Genomic DNA, 13,216 nt, shown 5'->3' on the forward strand with positions numbered 1-13,216 from the left:
CTGGCGCGGTAGACCAGCCTCACCCTGAGGTGGCCTGCAAGGCCCTCGAAGGGCGAGGCGGGTGGCTTGGAACGACAGGCATCCAAAATGCGAATTCTAGTTCATTCAGGAGGACAAAATGGCAATCGAAGGATCATCGGAACAGACGCGGGAGCCGCGCATCCGGCTCGGCATGGTGGGCGGCGGCGCCGGCGCTTTCATCGGCGCAGTGCATCGTATCGCCGCGCGCATTGACGACCAGTTCGACCTCGTCGCCGGCGCGCTCTCGTCTTCGCCGGAAAAGGCTCAGGCATCCGGCCGCGATCTCGGTCTCGATCCCTCGCGCACCTATTCCAGCTACCGTGACATGGCGATCCGCGAAGCGAAGCTGAAGAACGGCATCGAGGCGGTTTCGATCGTCACGCCGAACCATGTCCATTATGACGCCGCCAAGGAATTCCTGCGGCGCGGCATCCATGTCATCTGCGACAAGCCGCTGACATCCAATCTTGCCGACGCCAAGAAGCTGAAGAAGGTGGCCGATGAAAGCGGTGCGCTCTTCATCCTCACGCATAATTACACCGGCTATCCGATGATCCGCCAGGCGCGCGAGATGATCGCCAATGGCGAGCTTGGTGATATCCGCATCGTGCAGGCGGAATATCCGCAGGATTGGCTTACGGAAAATATCGAGCAGTCCGGCCAGAAGCAGGCGGCCTGGCGTACCGACCCGGCCCAGTCGGGCGTCGGCGGCTCCACCGGCGATATCGGCACGCATGCCTATAATCTTGCTTCCTTCGTGACCGGCCTCGAGCTGGACAGCCTCGCCGCCGATCTCGACAGCTTCGTTGAAGGTCGCCGTCTGGATGATAACGGCCATGTGCTGCTGCGCTTCAAGGCGAAGGGCAAGGAAAAGCCGGCAAAGGGCATGCTGTGGTGCAGCCAGGTGGCGCCCGGCCATGAGAATGGGTTGAAGCTCCGAGTTTACGGCACCAAGGGCGGCATCGAGTGGACGCAGGCCGATCCGAACTATCTTTGGTACACGCCGTTTGGCGAGCCGAAGCGGCTGATCACCCGCAACGGTGCCGGCTCCGGCGCTGCAGCCGCGCGCGTCTCGCGCATACCCTCGGGCCATCCGGAAGGCTATCTGGAAGCTTTCGCGACGATCTATACCGAGGCTGCGCGTGCAATCAATGCCCGCAAGAAGGGCGTGCCCATCGATCCTGCCGTGATCTATCCGACCGTCGATGACGGCGTGAAGGGCGTGGCTTTCGTCGAGGCTTGCGTCGCGTCCTCGAAGCGCAATGGCGCCTGGGTCAAGCTCTAGGTTTGGGGAGGTTCGAGGCGGTTTTGCCGCCTCGAACCTGCTTATTCAGACGGCGATGTCCTGCCTGCGCTTGGTCAGCGCGTCGACACTCAGCGGGCCATCGCCGGCGCTGGCGAGAAACAGGAAGATGAAGCAGAAGAGGATAGCAGATGTGCCGCCGTTCTGGGCGGGATAGAAGCTCTGCGGCGCGTGGCGCAGGAAATAGGCAAAGGCCATCAGGCCTGACAGAATGAACGCTGCAATCCGCGTCTTGAAGCCGATCAGGGCGAGGAAGCCGAGAGTGAGTTCGAGTAGGCCGGCGATCCAGGACAGCGATCCGACAGCGGGCACATTTTCGGCCGCCGGGAAATGCAGCACCTTCTGCGTTCCATAGCTGAAGAGCACGAGCGAGGCGACAATGCGCAGGAGACTCAGCAGATGAGGGTGGAGGGCGTGGATCGCAGGGAGCATTTGTGTCCTTTCACTGTCAAGTTTGGCTGCTACCCTCAATTGATCCCAAGCCGAAAGACAAGTCACGACTGTTGACATTGCTGTTATCAAGCCGTGCGAAGAGTGTTGCTGCTGCCGGTGAAGTTTTTTCGGGCGCCTTTCGCCGGCCTGGTTTGTCGGCGCCTGCAACGTTGCAGTTTTCCCGTGCCGGCACTGTACTTTGTCATGCCGCTTGGTTAAACCGCAGCCAACGAAGCCATAACAGACGGGATTTTCACCATGATCGATCCGAAGCTTCTTGCCGATCGCTTCCCCGGCGATTTCACATTCGGTGTTGCCACCGCCGCCTTCCAGATCGAGGGTGCCACCAAGGCCGACGGCCGCAAGCCATCCATCTGGGATGCTTTCGCCAACATGCCGGGCCGCGTCTATCAGCGCAATAATGGCGACATCGCCTGCGACCACTATAACCGTCTGGAGCAGGATCTCGATCTGATCAAGGACATGGGGGTCGAGGCTTATCGCTTCTCGATCGCCTGGCCGCGTATCATCCCCGAAGGCACCGGCCCGGTGAACGAAGCCGGCCTCGATTTCTATGATCGCCTGGTGGATGGCTGCAAGGCGCGCGGCATCAAGACTTTCGCGACCCTCTACCATTGGGATCTGCCGCTGGCGCTTGCCGGCGATGGCGGCTGGACGGCGCGCTCGACGGCGCATGCCTTCCAGCGCTACACCAAGACCGTCATGGCCCGCCTCGGCGACCGCCTGGATTCTGTTGCCACCTTCAACGAGCCCTGGTGCATCGTCTGGCTGAGCCACCTCTATGGCGTCCATGCGCCCGGCGAGCGCAATATGCAGGCGGCGCTCTATGCGATGCACTATATGAACCTTGCCCACGGCCTTGGCGTCGAGGCGATCCGCTCCGTCGCGCCGAAGGTGTCTGTCGGCATCGTGCTGAACGCCGCTTCGATCCTGCCGGGCTCCGACACCCCCGAGGATTTGGCCGCGGTAGAACGCGCGCATCAGTTCCACAATGGCGCTTTCTTCGATCCAATCTTCAAGGGCGAATATCCAAGGGAATTCGTCGAGGCGCTCGGTGATCGCATGCCTGTCATCGAGGATGGCGATCTCAAGACCATCAACCAGAAGCTCGATTGGTGGGGGCTGAACTATTATATGCCGATGCGCGTCTCCGGCGACGCCTCCAAGAGCGGCGATTTCCCCTGGACGAAGGAAGCGCCGCCGGTCAGCGACGTAAAGACGGATATCGGTTGGGAGGTCTATTCGCCGGGTCTGAAGCATGTCGTCGAAGACTTCAACAGGCGCTACGACCTGCCGGAGTGCTACATCACCGAAAACGGCGCTTGCTACAATATGGGCGTCGTCAACGGCGAGGTCGATGACCAGCCTCGTCTCGATTATTATATCGAGCATCTCGGTGTCGTCGCCGAACTCATCAAGGACGGCTATCCGATGCGCGGCTACTTCGCCTGGAGCCTGATGGATAATTTCGAATGGGCGGAAGGCTACCGCATGCGCTTCGGCCTCGTGCATGTCGATTACGAGACCCAGGTGCGCACCATCAAGAAGAGCGGCAAGTGGTACAGGGAGCTTGCCTCGCAGTTTCCGAAGGGCAACCACAAGGCGGACTGATGCGGCTCTACCTCTTCCTTGAGGGGCGGAGGCTGGGTGAAGCGATGGGAAGGGGTGATCTCCGGTGCCACAATGGATCACTTCACCCCTGCGGTTCGACCCTCCCTCTGAAGGGCAGGGGTATCGCATATGAGCGGAGATCGCCGCCGTCCTCCTTCTCCCCAGCGGGGAGAAGATGCCGCCAGGCGGATGAGGGGGTGCCCGCCAAGACCACCAAAATCCATGAATTCAAATCGATAACCCCCTCATCCGACCCTTCGGGCCACCTTCTCCCCAAGGGGAGAAGGTGCTTATGGTGCTCATCCGCCTCCATATGCGATAGCCCTGCCCCTCAAGGGGAGGGTGGCTATCGCTCGAATCGGCGAGGCCTGATAGACATCGCGCATGATCCAGCGGCCGATTTTTCTTTATGCGCTTTGCGGCAGCCTGCGGCAGGCTTCGGCCAGCCGCAGGCTGCTGGAGGCGCTGCGGTTTGCGTGCCCCGAAGGCATCACCATTGCGATTTGTGATCTGATCGGTGAATTGCCGATCTTCAATCCGGATAATGAGGGTGAGCGAACACCTGTTATCGTCGAGAGATTTGCGGCGGAGATCGGTAAGGCAGATGGTTTGATCGTGTCGTGCCCGGAATATGCCCATGGCATACCCGGCGGATTCAAGAATGCGCTGGACTGGCTGGTGTCGCGCGACGAGGTGCCGTTCAAGCCGCTGATGTTTGCTCACGCATCGCATCGCGGCGATCTCGTCTTGGCACAGCTCACCGATGTCTTGAAGACCATGTCGCTGCATATCGTTGAAGACGCTTTCTTGCGCCTGCCGGTTGCAGGCAAGAGCGATGAGATGCAGGTCGCGATGCTGCTGGAGGCACGAGAAAGCGGCCTTTTCTCCGCAAGTCTCGGCCGTTTCGCGCGAGCGATTGCCACTAAGGCATGAATTCTTCCGGTTTCGGCAGATATACAACTCTTTCCTGTAGGAATCTCCAATTCGCCTTAACCGTTTATTGAAGACCTGACGGCAGACTTCTCCGCCAAGGAGAAAAGGTGTTGGGAGCAATTTCCAAGTCCCTGCGGAAAAATGCACAGATCGGTCGTCATTCCATTGTGACGGCCGTTTTGATTTGCTTCGCCCTGATCGTTGCCGTCGTGACCTTGATGGTTCTTACCGCGATCGGACGCGTTGCCGATTATTCCAACAAGCTGGACGACGAGCGCTCCTGGGAAACGACCGTCGGGGCATTGAAAACCTTTCAGGGACAGCTGGAAGCGACACTGCATGACCATTCCGCCCGCAACGATGCGGCGCGAAGTGTCTATGGGACCGATAATCAAAATTGGATCGTCGGCAATTATGGCGACATTTCCTCCAACGGCGCGTTGTTCGATACTGCCATCATCGTGGACGACAACAACAAGCCGATTGTTGCTTACCACGATGGCCAGCCATTGACCGAGAATATCGAGGATGTCCTCGGTGCGGCCGTCTGGGCGCTCGTCGATCAGGCGCGAACAACGCGTGTGACTGGGGTGCCGGAAGCTGCGGGCTACATCATGACCAGAGATGGTATCGCCGCCGCCGGGGCCGCGACGATCCGCGAAAGATCCGGTCGCATTCCGGTGGCAGAAGGTCATCGGCGCTATCTGATCCTCGTCCGTTACCTTGACGCCGACCGGATCAAGATGCTCGCCAACACCTATGTCATCAGCGGTTTGACGCTGGTGCCGCCGGATACCGTCGCCCGATATGCCGTCTCCATCGTCGACCCCCTTGGCAAGTCGCTGGGACGGTTGGTGTGGAGCTCGCGCCAGCCGGGGGACATGAGCTATCAGCAGGTCCGCCCATTGGTGCTCGGCGCGCTTGGTCTGGTGGGTCTGTTCTTCGTCGTGCTGCTAATCCTGGGATCGATGGCGGGGCGCCGGCTGCGGGCGGAGGAAGTTCAGGCACGGCAGGTCTCGCTTTGCGACCGGTTGAGCGGGCTCCTCAATCGTGAGGGATTGCGGCTCGATGTGGATCGTCTGGTCGATCGGGCGCGCTCCGACGGCACCAACGTCCTGCTTCTCTATCTCGATCTCGATGGTTTCAAGGAAATCAACGACGCCTACGGGCATGGCACCGGCGATCAGCTCATCCGCGCGGTAGCCGCTGGGCTCAAGGTTCTCGTGCCACCGCAGGCGGCCTTGGCGCGCCTTGGAGGCGATGAATTCGCCATCGTCTTCCCGACGAAGGAGCTTAATGACGCCCCAGCTTTGCGGTTGGCTGAGCAAATCCTGGATTTCCTTGCCGAGCCTCTGGAGATCGGCCGCCGGGTGGTCGTGGTCGGCGCCAGCATCGGCATCGCAAGCTCGCCCGAAGGCCGCATCGACCGTGAGGAACTGGTGCGCCGCGCCGATCTTGCCATGTACAAGGCCAAAGAAGCCGGCCGCGCCCGCATGACCTGCTACGAGACGGCCATGGATGCGCATCGCGAGGAACGCAATGCGCTGGAGCTCGATCTGCGTCACGCGATCGAGATGGAGGAACTGACGCTCGCCTATCAGCCGCTGGTCGATGCATCGAGCTGCGAGATGATCGGCGTCGAGGCACTCGTGCGGTGGAATCGTCCTGGCCATGGACCTATTTCGCCGGAGGCCTTCATTCCGATTGCCGAAACCAGCGGCCTGATCGAGGCATTGGGCCTGCTGGTTCTCCGCAAGGCCTGCCAGGCGGCACGGCACTGGCCGGATCTGCGTGTTGCCGTCAACGTTTCGCCGGGCCAGTTCCGCAATCCCGCCTTCGCCGATTACGTCCGCAGCGTGCTCAACAGTACCGAGATCGAAGCCGAGCGGGTGACGCTGGAAATCACCGAAGGCTACATCATTCAAAATCCCGAGCGCACCCGCCAGTCGATCGAGCGATTGAAGACGCTCGGCGTCAAGGTGGCGCTCGACGATTTCGGCTCCGGTTTCTCCTCCATCGGCTATCTGCGTCAGTTCGGTTTCGACCGCATCAAGATCGATCGCTCGCTGACGATGAATGTGCTGGAGGACAACCGCGCCCGCGAGATGGTGAAGGCGACCGTGGCACTGGCCCGGTCACTCGACATTCCCGTCACGGCCGAAGGTATAGAAACCGAGGAGCAGGGAAGGGCGCTGGAGGGCTTCGGCTGCGACGAGCTGCAGGGCTATTTCTATGGCAAGCCGATGCCGGAAGCCGAGATCAGCAAGCGGCTTGCGGTACAGATGGCAACCGCACTGGATGAAGAACACGCCGCTGCCTGATACGCCCGGAGCATTCGCGCATTCCTGAGGGAATGCTGCAGCGCGGTTCTTCCGAAAGTGCTTTAGCCAATGTGCTCGCGACCACGCTTGCGGGCGAGCGCGATCTGCCGCTGCCTTTCGCGATAGCGCTCGCGGTCTTCTTCAGTGCGTTCGTGATAGCAGTGGCTGCAGGAAACGCCAGCCTCGTAAAAGGGTGAGGTCACTTCCTCTGATGTAATGGGATTGCGGCAGGCGTGGCAGAGCTTGTGATTGCCTTCCTTCAGGCCGTGTTCGACTGAGACACGCTCGTCGAAGACGAAGCAGGCGCCTTCCCACAGGCTCTCCTCCGGCGGCACTTCCTCGAGATATTTTAGAATGCCGCCCTTGAGATGATAGACCTCATCGAAGCCTTGCTGCTTCATGAAGGCGGTCGCCTTCTCGCAGCGGATGCCGCCGGTGCAGTACATGGCGATCTTCGGCTTGTTGTGCAGGCCGGTATTGTCGCGCACCCAGTCGGGAAATTCGCGGAAGGTCTTCGTCTTCGGGTCGACCGCGCCCTTGAAGACGCCGATGGCGGTTTCATAGTCGTTGCGGGTGTCGATGACGATGGTGTCGGGATCGGAGATTAGTGCATTCCAATCCTTCGGCGCGACATAAGTGCCGACGACCTTGGTCGGGTCGATGTCCTCGACGCCCATGGTGACGATCTCTTTCTTGAGCTTCACCTTCATGCGCACGAACGGCATTTTTGACGCGCGGCTTTCCTTGTGTTCGAGCCCGGCAAATTCCGGCTGGGCGCGCAGGAAGGCGAGCACGGCGCCGATAGCGGCATCCGTGCCGGCGATCGTGCCGTTGATCCCTTCATGGGCCAGCAGCAGCGTGCCCTTCACGCCATTTTCCTCGCAGAGCGCAAGCAGTGGCTCGCGCAGGCTTTCGAAGCGCGGAAAGGAAACAAAATGATAGAGCGCGGCAACGAGGAATGCGCCGATCGCGTCGCGCCGTGGATCTGAAAGCATGTCGGTCATGCCGGTGAAATACAATTTTGCGGGCTTTCAGGCAATCGGGATTTGCGTCGCAGCCCGCGCCTTCGCGATCCTGCCTCTGTTGGTGCGGCGAAAGATGTGGGGTGTGCTAGCCGACGAGCTGAGATGTCCAGCGCCATACGACTTGAAAGGAAGGCATTTCGAAATGCGGCTTATCGTGCAGCTGGCGCATCATCCTTGATGTCGTCGGCAAACCTGCGCATGAGCCGCACAAGGTCCTCGATATCCTGGTCATCCCATTTGGCGAAAATGGATCGGGCGATCCTCTCGCGCGCCTCATCGATGCGATCGGTCATCGCCTTGCCCTGTTCGGTGATGACGGCCTCGCGCAGGCGTCGGTCGATCGCGTTCTCGCGCCGGCTGATCAGTCCGAGCCCCTCCATCTTCGCAACCTGACGGCTGACGGTGGTGTAGTCGCGCCCGACGCGATCGGCCAGTTCGACGACGCCGATGGGGCCGAGCCGCTCCACCAAAACCAAGAGGGAAAACAGTGCGCGGTCGAGGGAGATGCCCGCCTCCTTAATCATCGCCTCATCACGCTGGGGCCGGTTCATGACGCCGACAATTTCGACTAGCGCGCTATGGAGTTCGCGTAGCTGAGCGCTGATATGTGTATTTTGCAAGCTTTTCGTTGACACCGGGCCGCCCTTCTTTTAATATGTGCATATTACACATATGGAGATGCAAATGACAGAGCAATTTACAGCCGATGTGCTGATTTGTGGTGCGGGCGCGGCCGGCCTCGCGCTGGCCATCGATTTGGCAAGGAGAGGAATTTCCTTCCGACTGATCGAAAAGATGGACGGGCCTTTCCGTGGTTCGCGCGGCAAGGGCATCCAGCCGCGAACCCAGGAAATCTTCGAGGATCTCGGCATTCTCGACCGGGTCGTTGCGGCCGGCGGCATGTATCCGCCCGTACGGCGATATCGCGACGACGGCAGTTTTACCGAGTCCGACATCGCCGAACATCAGGACCCGACACCGGCAGAACCGTACCATCTGCCGCTGATGATACCGCAATTCCTGACCGAAAAGGTGATGCGCGAGAGGTTGCTTGAGCGTGGCCATAAGCCGCAATTCGGCTGCGAGCTGGTTGGCTTCGAGCAAGACCCGAGCGGTGTGACGGCGCGCCTCGCGGGCAAGGCTGGAGAGGAAATTCTTCGGGTGCGCTGGCTCGTAGGCGCCGATGGCGGCCGCAGTTTCGTTCGCCACGCCCTTGGTATCGACTTTCCCGGCAAGACCCTCGGCGTTCGCGCCATCGTGGCCGATGTCATTTTGACCGGTCTCACGCGCGATGCCTGGCATCGCTTCAACGACGGCGACATGTCGCGGCAGATCATGTTCTGCCCGCTTGCCGGGACCGAGATGTTCCAGATACAGGGGCCGATCCCTCTCGACGATATCGACCTCTCTGCCAAAGGGCTGGAAGCCATGGTGGCGGAGCGGACCAGGCGCGACGATATCCATATCCAATCCGTGTCGTGGTCGTCGGCCTACACCATGAATGCGCGACTTGCCGATCGATACCGTGTTGGCCGCGTGTTTCTCATCGGTGATGCCGCCCACATTCATCCGCCGACTGGCGGTCAGGGCCTCAATACCAGCGTGCAGGATGCCTATAATCTCGGATGGAAGCTGGCAGCGGCCGCCAATGGAGCCGACGACAAGCTGCTCGACAGCTATGAAGAGGAGCGTCAGCCCATCGCGGCTGCGATGCTCGGTCTGGCAACAAGGCTTCTCGATGCTCAGAAACAGGGCGACATGCGGCGCGGTCGCGAGGTGCGCCAACTCGATATAGGTTATCCTTCGTCTTCGCTTGCGCTCGAAACGCTTGGACGCAGCGCCCGCCTGTCTGCTGGCGATAGAGCCCCGGATGCGCCGATCCTTGGCGCAGCCGGCCAGCCGAAACGGCTGTTCGATCTGTTCCGAGGTGCACACTGGACATTGCTCGGCTACGAGGTGCAGCCGGGATCGGTGCCGCCGCGCGCAGGGCTGCATATTCATACTTTCGGCCAGTCAGGCGACATGGTCGACGCCGGGGGGCATCTGTGCGACATCTATGCCCTATCCCCTGGAGAATGGGTGCTCGTGCGGCCGGACGGATATATTGGCGCGATCGCTGCCGCCGACGACATTGCGATGCTGGAAGGCTATTTCGCGCAAGTGGGGCTTGGTTCGGCGGATGCGTAGAGCGCCTAAAGCAACGGCCAGGTTATGCCGATTGAACTGCCTGAGGCGGGCGCGTGACCCCGTCAGTCGGCCGCCTCCAGCCAAAGGTGCTTGATAGTCCGTGCTTCGTTCTCCGGTTTGTCGGCGAAGACCCAGCGGCCTCGCTCCAGCGCTTCCTCGCGCGCGGTCTGCTGCCGGGCAATGATCGCTTCCAGCAGGCGGGCGTGATCGTCGCTCCTGTCGAAGAGATGCGGCTCGCGGTCTGCGACATCGGCCAATATCGACATGTCGAGATAGCGGCCGAGTACGTCGACCAATGCCTTGGCCTCCAGCTGCTTGGCATGCATGGCGGCCGGCCAGACATCGCGCAATAGCATGTGATGCATCCAGTAATCCTGGCTGCGTTTGCGCAGATCATGAAAGCTCTCGATGTGGGCCGCTTCCGCATGGCATTCGGACAGCGCCTGCATCGCCTTGCGGACATTCTTGCGCCAGCTTTTCTGAAAGAGACGGGCGGTGCCGCGTCGGCCGCAGTCGAAGGACATCTCCTTCAACACCTCGCGCGCCTCGGCACATATCGCGACTGCTGCCTGTGCCTTGTCTTCGAGATCGGTTTGCGCCGCCGCCAGGCGGTCGCGCCGGGTGGTCAGCAGATCGCTGACGCGGGTCAGCGCGTGCAGTTCTTCTGCGGATCTGGCGGTTGCCTGCAGGTAATGACCGATCTCGATCAGTGCGGTCGCATCGCGCACGCCGGAAAGCGTGCGTGCCATATTCCGAAGGCGGTCGTTTTCTCGCTGCTGAAATTCGCGCGCGACCGGAGCGATCAGCCGGTAGAGCGCGCGCACGCGCTTGATGTTCTTGCGGGCGTCGTGAACCGCTTCGTGCAGGCCCTGCGGTCTGTCCGTCAGTACGGCCATTGCCTTGCCGAGTTGATGCGCGGCTGCTTTGTGCACCTCGTCATCAAGGGCTCGGTCAGGCCGTATGCGATAGCTCATCGTACTCCTGCTCGAACTGCGTCGCGAGGGCCTGATTGGAATAGCGGTATTCGCCGGTTACCTCACGTCCGATCCAGTCCGGCAGTTCCGGATTGTCGCTTTCGTCGTCCATTTCCACTTCAGCGATCACGAGGCCGCGATGGGCGCCGCGGAAGACATCGACTTCCCAGGTAAAGCCCTTGAACTGCACTTTGTGGCGGGTCTTCTCGATGATGAGGCCGATCGCCGTTTCCAGCAATTCCTCCGCCTCGTTGACGGGGATCTCATATTCGAATTCGTCCCTCGTCATCGACTTGCCGATCTTGATCGTCAAGGTTGCCTTGGTGTCGTTCGTCAGCCGTATGCGCACGGAACGGTCTGCCATGGAGGCAATATATCCTTGTCGCAGGATCAGCCGCTCCGAAACGGAATCACGCCAGTGATCGCCGCGCACCAGAAACTTTCGCTCGATCTCTTTTGCCATGCGTTTGACATGCTCCACCGGCACAGATTGGAACAGACTATAGCAAGTTGCCGCAATTTCCTACCCGTCGTATTTAAAGCGAGCTTTTGTCTCGACAAGCACCTTCGGGAAGGCTATTCGAAAGCCGGATTTCAATCGTTTTAAAGGGAGTGCACCGACCATGGGCGAGAAAACCGAGAAGCTTCTTTCCATCCTGAAATTGCAGCCCGTCGTTCCTGTGCTGATCGTCGACGATGCGAAATCGGCCGTGCCGCTCGCCCGTGCGCTCGTTGCGGGCGGTCTCAAGGCCATCGAGATCACGCTTCGCACCGCCGGTGCGCTGGATGCGATCCGTGCTGTCGCCGAAGAAGTCGAGGGTGCCGAAGTCGGCGCCGGCACGATCCTCAATGTCAAACAATGGGACGCGGCCGTCGAAGCCGGTTCGAAGTTCATCGTCAGCCCCGGCACGACGCAGGAACTGCTTGATGCTGCGCGCGGCTCGCATGTGCCGCTGCTGCCGGGCGCCGCAACGGCCAGCGAAGTGATGGCGCTGCGGGAAGAGGGCTATACGGTACTGAAGTTCTTCCCGGCCGAGCAGGCCGGCGGTGCTTCCTATCTGAAGGCCCTGTCATCGCCGCTCGCCGGCACGGTCTTTTGCCCGACTGGCGGCATCTCGCTGAAGAACGCGCATGACTATCTGTCGCTGCCGAACGTCATCTGTGTCGGCGGCTCCTGGGTTGCGCCGAAGGAGCTCGTTGCGTCAGGCGATTGGGCCGGGATCACCAAGCTTGCCGCCGAGGCCGCCGCGCTCAAGGGCTGAGCGGCTGCCTCCCGTCGGTTTCGAAGGCGCGCAGGCTTCTGCGCGCCTTTTTGCATTCTGCGGATTGGTATTTGCGGTTGCGCTTCCTATCTCCCTCTCACCATCAAAGGACGGAGGACCATCCATATGATCGACGCCCGCAAGCTTCTTGACCAGTTCCTGGGATCGCAGGTTCCGGGAGTGCAGGGGACCGTGAGAGACAGGGCAACCCAGGCCATCAATCTTGCCAGGGACAATCCGATGGCGACGAGCGCCATCGCTGGCGTGCTGCTGGGGACGAAGACCGGACGCCAGGTCGCCGGAAATGCGCTGGCGCTCGGCGGTCTCGCAGCCATCGCAGGCCTCGGCTATCAGGCCTACAAGAACTACCGCGACGGCAATCAGCCGCAGCCAGCCCCGCAGGCCGAACCGCAGTTCCTGCCGCCGCCGTCGGATTCCGGCTTCAGCACGGCGCCGGCCGTCGCCAGCAATGATTTTACGCTTTCCCTGGTGCGGGCCATGATTGCGGCCGCCCGCGCCGATGGCCATATCGACGATGCGGAGCGGCAGCGCATTCTCGGCAAGGTACAGGAGGCTGGTGTCGGATCGGAGGCGGAAGCCTTTTTCCAGCGAGAGCTTGCCAATCCCGTCGATCTCGATGCCATCGTCGCTTCTGCAAAGACCGAGGAACAGCGGGTGCAGGTCTATACCGCTTCGCGGCTGGCGATCGAGCCGGATTCGCGGGCTGAGCGCGGCTATCTCGATCTGCTTGCCGGCCGCCTCGGTCTGGCCGATGCTCTGGTCGATCATATCGAAGCGACCGTTGCCGGCGCTAAAGTCTGACGCGTGCGACGATAGGGCCGTTGCCTTTCCTCGGCAGCTGGCCTAAGCCTTCGCCGGAATTCATGTCAGGGCGTCAGGGATGGCTACATTGACGGATAAGAAAAGCGAAACACGCTCGGCGGCAATCGCGGCCGGCGTTATCCTGCTGGTTGCGACAGCCGTGCTTTACCTGATGCCGAACGTCATCGTCTGGCTCGGAGGCATTTCGCCATGGCTCGGCACCGGTTTCGGCGTGCTCGTCATCCTGGCCTTCTTCTTCGTGTTCTGGATGCGGGCACGCTACCAACGGCGCAACGGGCCGTAA

Annotated in this window: 13 protein-coding genes; 8 read left to right on the forward strand and 5 right to left on the reverse strand. The window is 60.9% G+C overall.

Annotated features, from left to right (window positions below; all coding sequences use genetic code 11):
• Positions 1 to 118: 118 nt before the first annotated feature.
• Positions 119 to 1,306 carry a Gfo/Idh/MocA family oxidoreductase gene (locus FBZ97_RS00625; protein WP_145315979.1) on the forward strand — a complete coding sequence of 396 codons (1,188 nt, stop codon included), beginning with the start codon at positions 119 to 121 and terminating at the stop codon, positions 1,304 to 1,306.
• Between the two features lie 45 nt (positions 1,307 to 1,351).
• On the opposite strand, the gene FBZ97_RS00630 is transcribed toward FBZ97_RS00625, so the two are convergent.
• Positions 1,352 to 1,756, reverse strand: a complete 405-nt coding sequence (locus tag FBZ97_RS00630; RefSeq protein WP_145315982.1) for a DoxX family protein — start codon at positions 1,754 to 1,756, stop codon at positions 1,352 to 1,354.
• Between the two features lie 258 nt (positions 1,757 to 2,014).
• Between FBZ97_RS00630 and FBZ97_RS00635 the strand changes: the two genes are divergently transcribed.
• From FBZ97_RS00635 to FBZ97_RS00645, 3 genes are all read left to right on the forward strand, one after another.
• A complete protein-coding gene (locus FBZ97_RS00635; RefSeq protein WP_145315984.1) occupies positions 2,015 to 3,388 on the forward strand; it encodes a GH1 family beta-glucosidase in 1,374 nt (457 codons plus the stop codon).
• A 384-nt stretch (positions 3,389 to 3,772) separates the two neighbouring features.
• Positions 3,773 to 4,321, forward strand: coding sequence for an NADPH-dependent FMN reductase (locus FBZ97_RS00640; protein WP_186449431.1), 549 nt, complete (start codon positions 3,773 to 3,775; stop codon positions 4,319 to 4,321).
• A gap of 110 nt (positions 4,322 to 4,431) precedes the next feature.
• Complete coding sequence (locus tag FBZ97_RS00645; RefSeq protein WP_145315986.1) at positions 4,432 to 6,642, forward strand: EAL domain-containing protein; 2,211 nt, start codon at positions 4,432 to 4,434, stop codon at positions 6,640 to 6,642.
• Between the two features lie 62 nt (positions 6,643 to 6,704).
• Here the strand turns inward: FBZ97_RS00645 and FBZ97_RS00650 are convergent, their stop codons facing one another.
• Both FBZ97_RS00650 and FBZ97_RS00655 read right to left on the reverse strand, forming a co-directional pair.
• A complete protein-coding gene (locus tag FBZ97_RS00650; RefSeq protein ID WP_113330586.1) occupies positions 6,705 to 7,646 on the reverse strand; it encodes a rhodanese-related sulfurtransferase in 942 nt (313 codons plus the stop codon).
• Positions 7,647 to 7,816: 170 nt separating this feature from the next.
• Positions 7,817 to 8,302, reverse strand: a complete 486-nt coding sequence (locus tag FBZ97_RS00655) for a MarR family winged helix-turn-helix transcriptional regulator (RefSeq protein WP_113330549.1) — start codon at positions 8,300 to 8,302, stop codon at positions 7,817 to 7,819.
• A 49-nt stretch (positions 8,303 to 8,351) separates the two neighbouring features.
• Between FBZ97_RS00655 and FBZ97_RS00660 the strand changes: the two genes are divergently transcribed.
• A complete protein-coding gene (locus FBZ97_RS00660) occupies positions 8,352 to 9,854 on the forward strand; it encodes an FAD-dependent oxidoreductase (protein ID WP_145315988.1) in 1,503 nt (500 codons plus the stop codon).
• Between the two features lie 62 nt (positions 9,855 to 9,916).
• On the opposite strand, the gene FBZ97_RS00665 is transcribed toward FBZ97_RS00660, so the two are convergent.
• Together FBZ97_RS00665 and FBZ97_RS00670 are read right to left on the reverse strand one after the other, a co-directional pair.
• On the reverse strand, positions 9,917 to 10,828 hold the full coding sequence (locus tag FBZ97_RS00665; RefSeq protein WP_145315990.1) for a CHAD domain-containing protein: 912 nt from the start codon (positions 10,826 to 10,828) through the stop codon (positions 9,917 to 9,919).
• A complete protein-coding gene (locus FBZ97_RS00670) occupies positions 10,806 to 11,291 on the reverse strand; it encodes a CYTH domain-containing protein (protein WP_145315992.1) in 486 nt (161 codons plus the stop codon). The genes FBZ97_RS00665 and FBZ97_RS00670 overlap by 23 nt, the downstream gene beginning before the upstream one ends.
• A 160-nt stretch (positions 11,292 to 11,451) precedes the next feature.
• Here FBZ97_RS00670 and FBZ97_RS00675 point away from each other — a divergent pair, with 160 nt between their 5' ends.
• From FBZ97_RS00675 to FBZ97_RS00685, 3 genes are all read left to right on the forward strand, one after another.
• Positions 11,452 to 12,090: a 2-dehydro-3-deoxy-phosphogluconate aldolase gene (locus FBZ97_RS00675; RefSeq protein WP_069613321.1), complete on the forward strand. Its 639-nt coding sequence runs from the start codon at positions 11,452 to 11,454 to the stop codon at positions 12,088 to 12,090.
• Between the two features lie 126 nt (positions 12,091 to 12,216).
• Positions 12,217 to 12,912, forward strand: a complete 696-nt coding sequence (locus tag FBZ97_RS00680) for a tellurite resistance TerB family protein (RefSeq protein WP_113330545.1) — start codon at positions 12,217 to 12,219, stop codon at positions 12,910 to 12,912.
• An 88-nt stretch (positions 12,913 to 13,000) separates the two neighbouring features.
• A complete protein-coding gene (locus FBZ97_RS00685) occupies positions 13,001 to 13,216 on the forward strand; it encodes a hypothetical protein (RefSeq protein ID WP_186449432.1) in 216 nt (71 codons plus the stop codon).

Origin of the sequence: Rhizobium sp. ERR 942 (genome assembly GCF_007828395.1) — a bacterium.
GTDB lineage: Bacteria > Pseudomonadota > Alphaproteobacteria > Rhizobiales > Rhizobiaceae > Rhizobium > Rhizobium dioscoreae.

What these genes read in the sequence shown, in the direction of transcription:
- FBZ97_RS00625 (WP_145315979.1), top strand. Translation starts at nt 119, where the DNA reads ATGGCAATCGAAGGATCATCGGAACAGACGCGGGAGCCGCGCATCCGG.
- FBZ97_RS00630 (WP_145315982.1), bottom strand. Translation starts at nt 1,756, where the DNA reads ATGCTCCCTGCGATCCACGCCCTCCACCCTCATCTGCTGAGTCTCCTG.
- FBZ97_RS00635 (WP_145315984.1), top strand. Translation starts at nt 2,015, where the DNA reads ATGATCGATCCGAAGCTTCTTGCCGATCGCTTCCCCGGCGATTTCACA.
- FBZ97_RS00640 (WP_186449431.1), top strand. Translation starts at nt 3,773, where the DNA reads ATGATCCAGCGGCCGATTTTTCTTTATGCGCTTTGCGGCAGCCTGCGG.
- FBZ97_RS00650 (WP_113330586.1), bottom strand. Translation starts at nt 7,646, where the DNA reads ATGACCGACATGCTTTCAGATCCACGGCGCGACGCGATCGGCGCATTC.
- FBZ97_RS00660 (WP_145315988.1), top strand. Translation starts at nt 8,352, where the DNA reads ATGACAGAGCAATTTACAGCCGATGTGCTGATTTGTGGTGCGGGCGCG.
- FBZ97_RS00665 (WP_145315990.1), bottom strand. Translation starts at nt 10,828, where the DNA reads ATGAGCTATCGCATACGGCCTGACCGAGCCCTTGATGACGAGGTGCAC.
- FBZ97_RS00670 (WP_145315992.1), bottom strand. Translation starts at nt 11,291, where the DNA reads ATGGCAAAAGAGATCGAGCGAAAGTTTCTGGTGCGCGGCGATCACTGG.
- FBZ97_RS00675 (WP_069613321.1), top strand. Translation starts at nt 11,452, where the DNA reads ATGGGCGAGAAAACCGAGAAGCTTCTTTCCATCCTGAAATTGCAGCCC.
- FBZ97_RS00680 (WP_113330545.1), top strand. Translation starts at nt 12,217, where the DNA reads ATGATCGACGCCCGCAAGCTTCTTGACCAGTTCCTGGGATCGCAGGTT.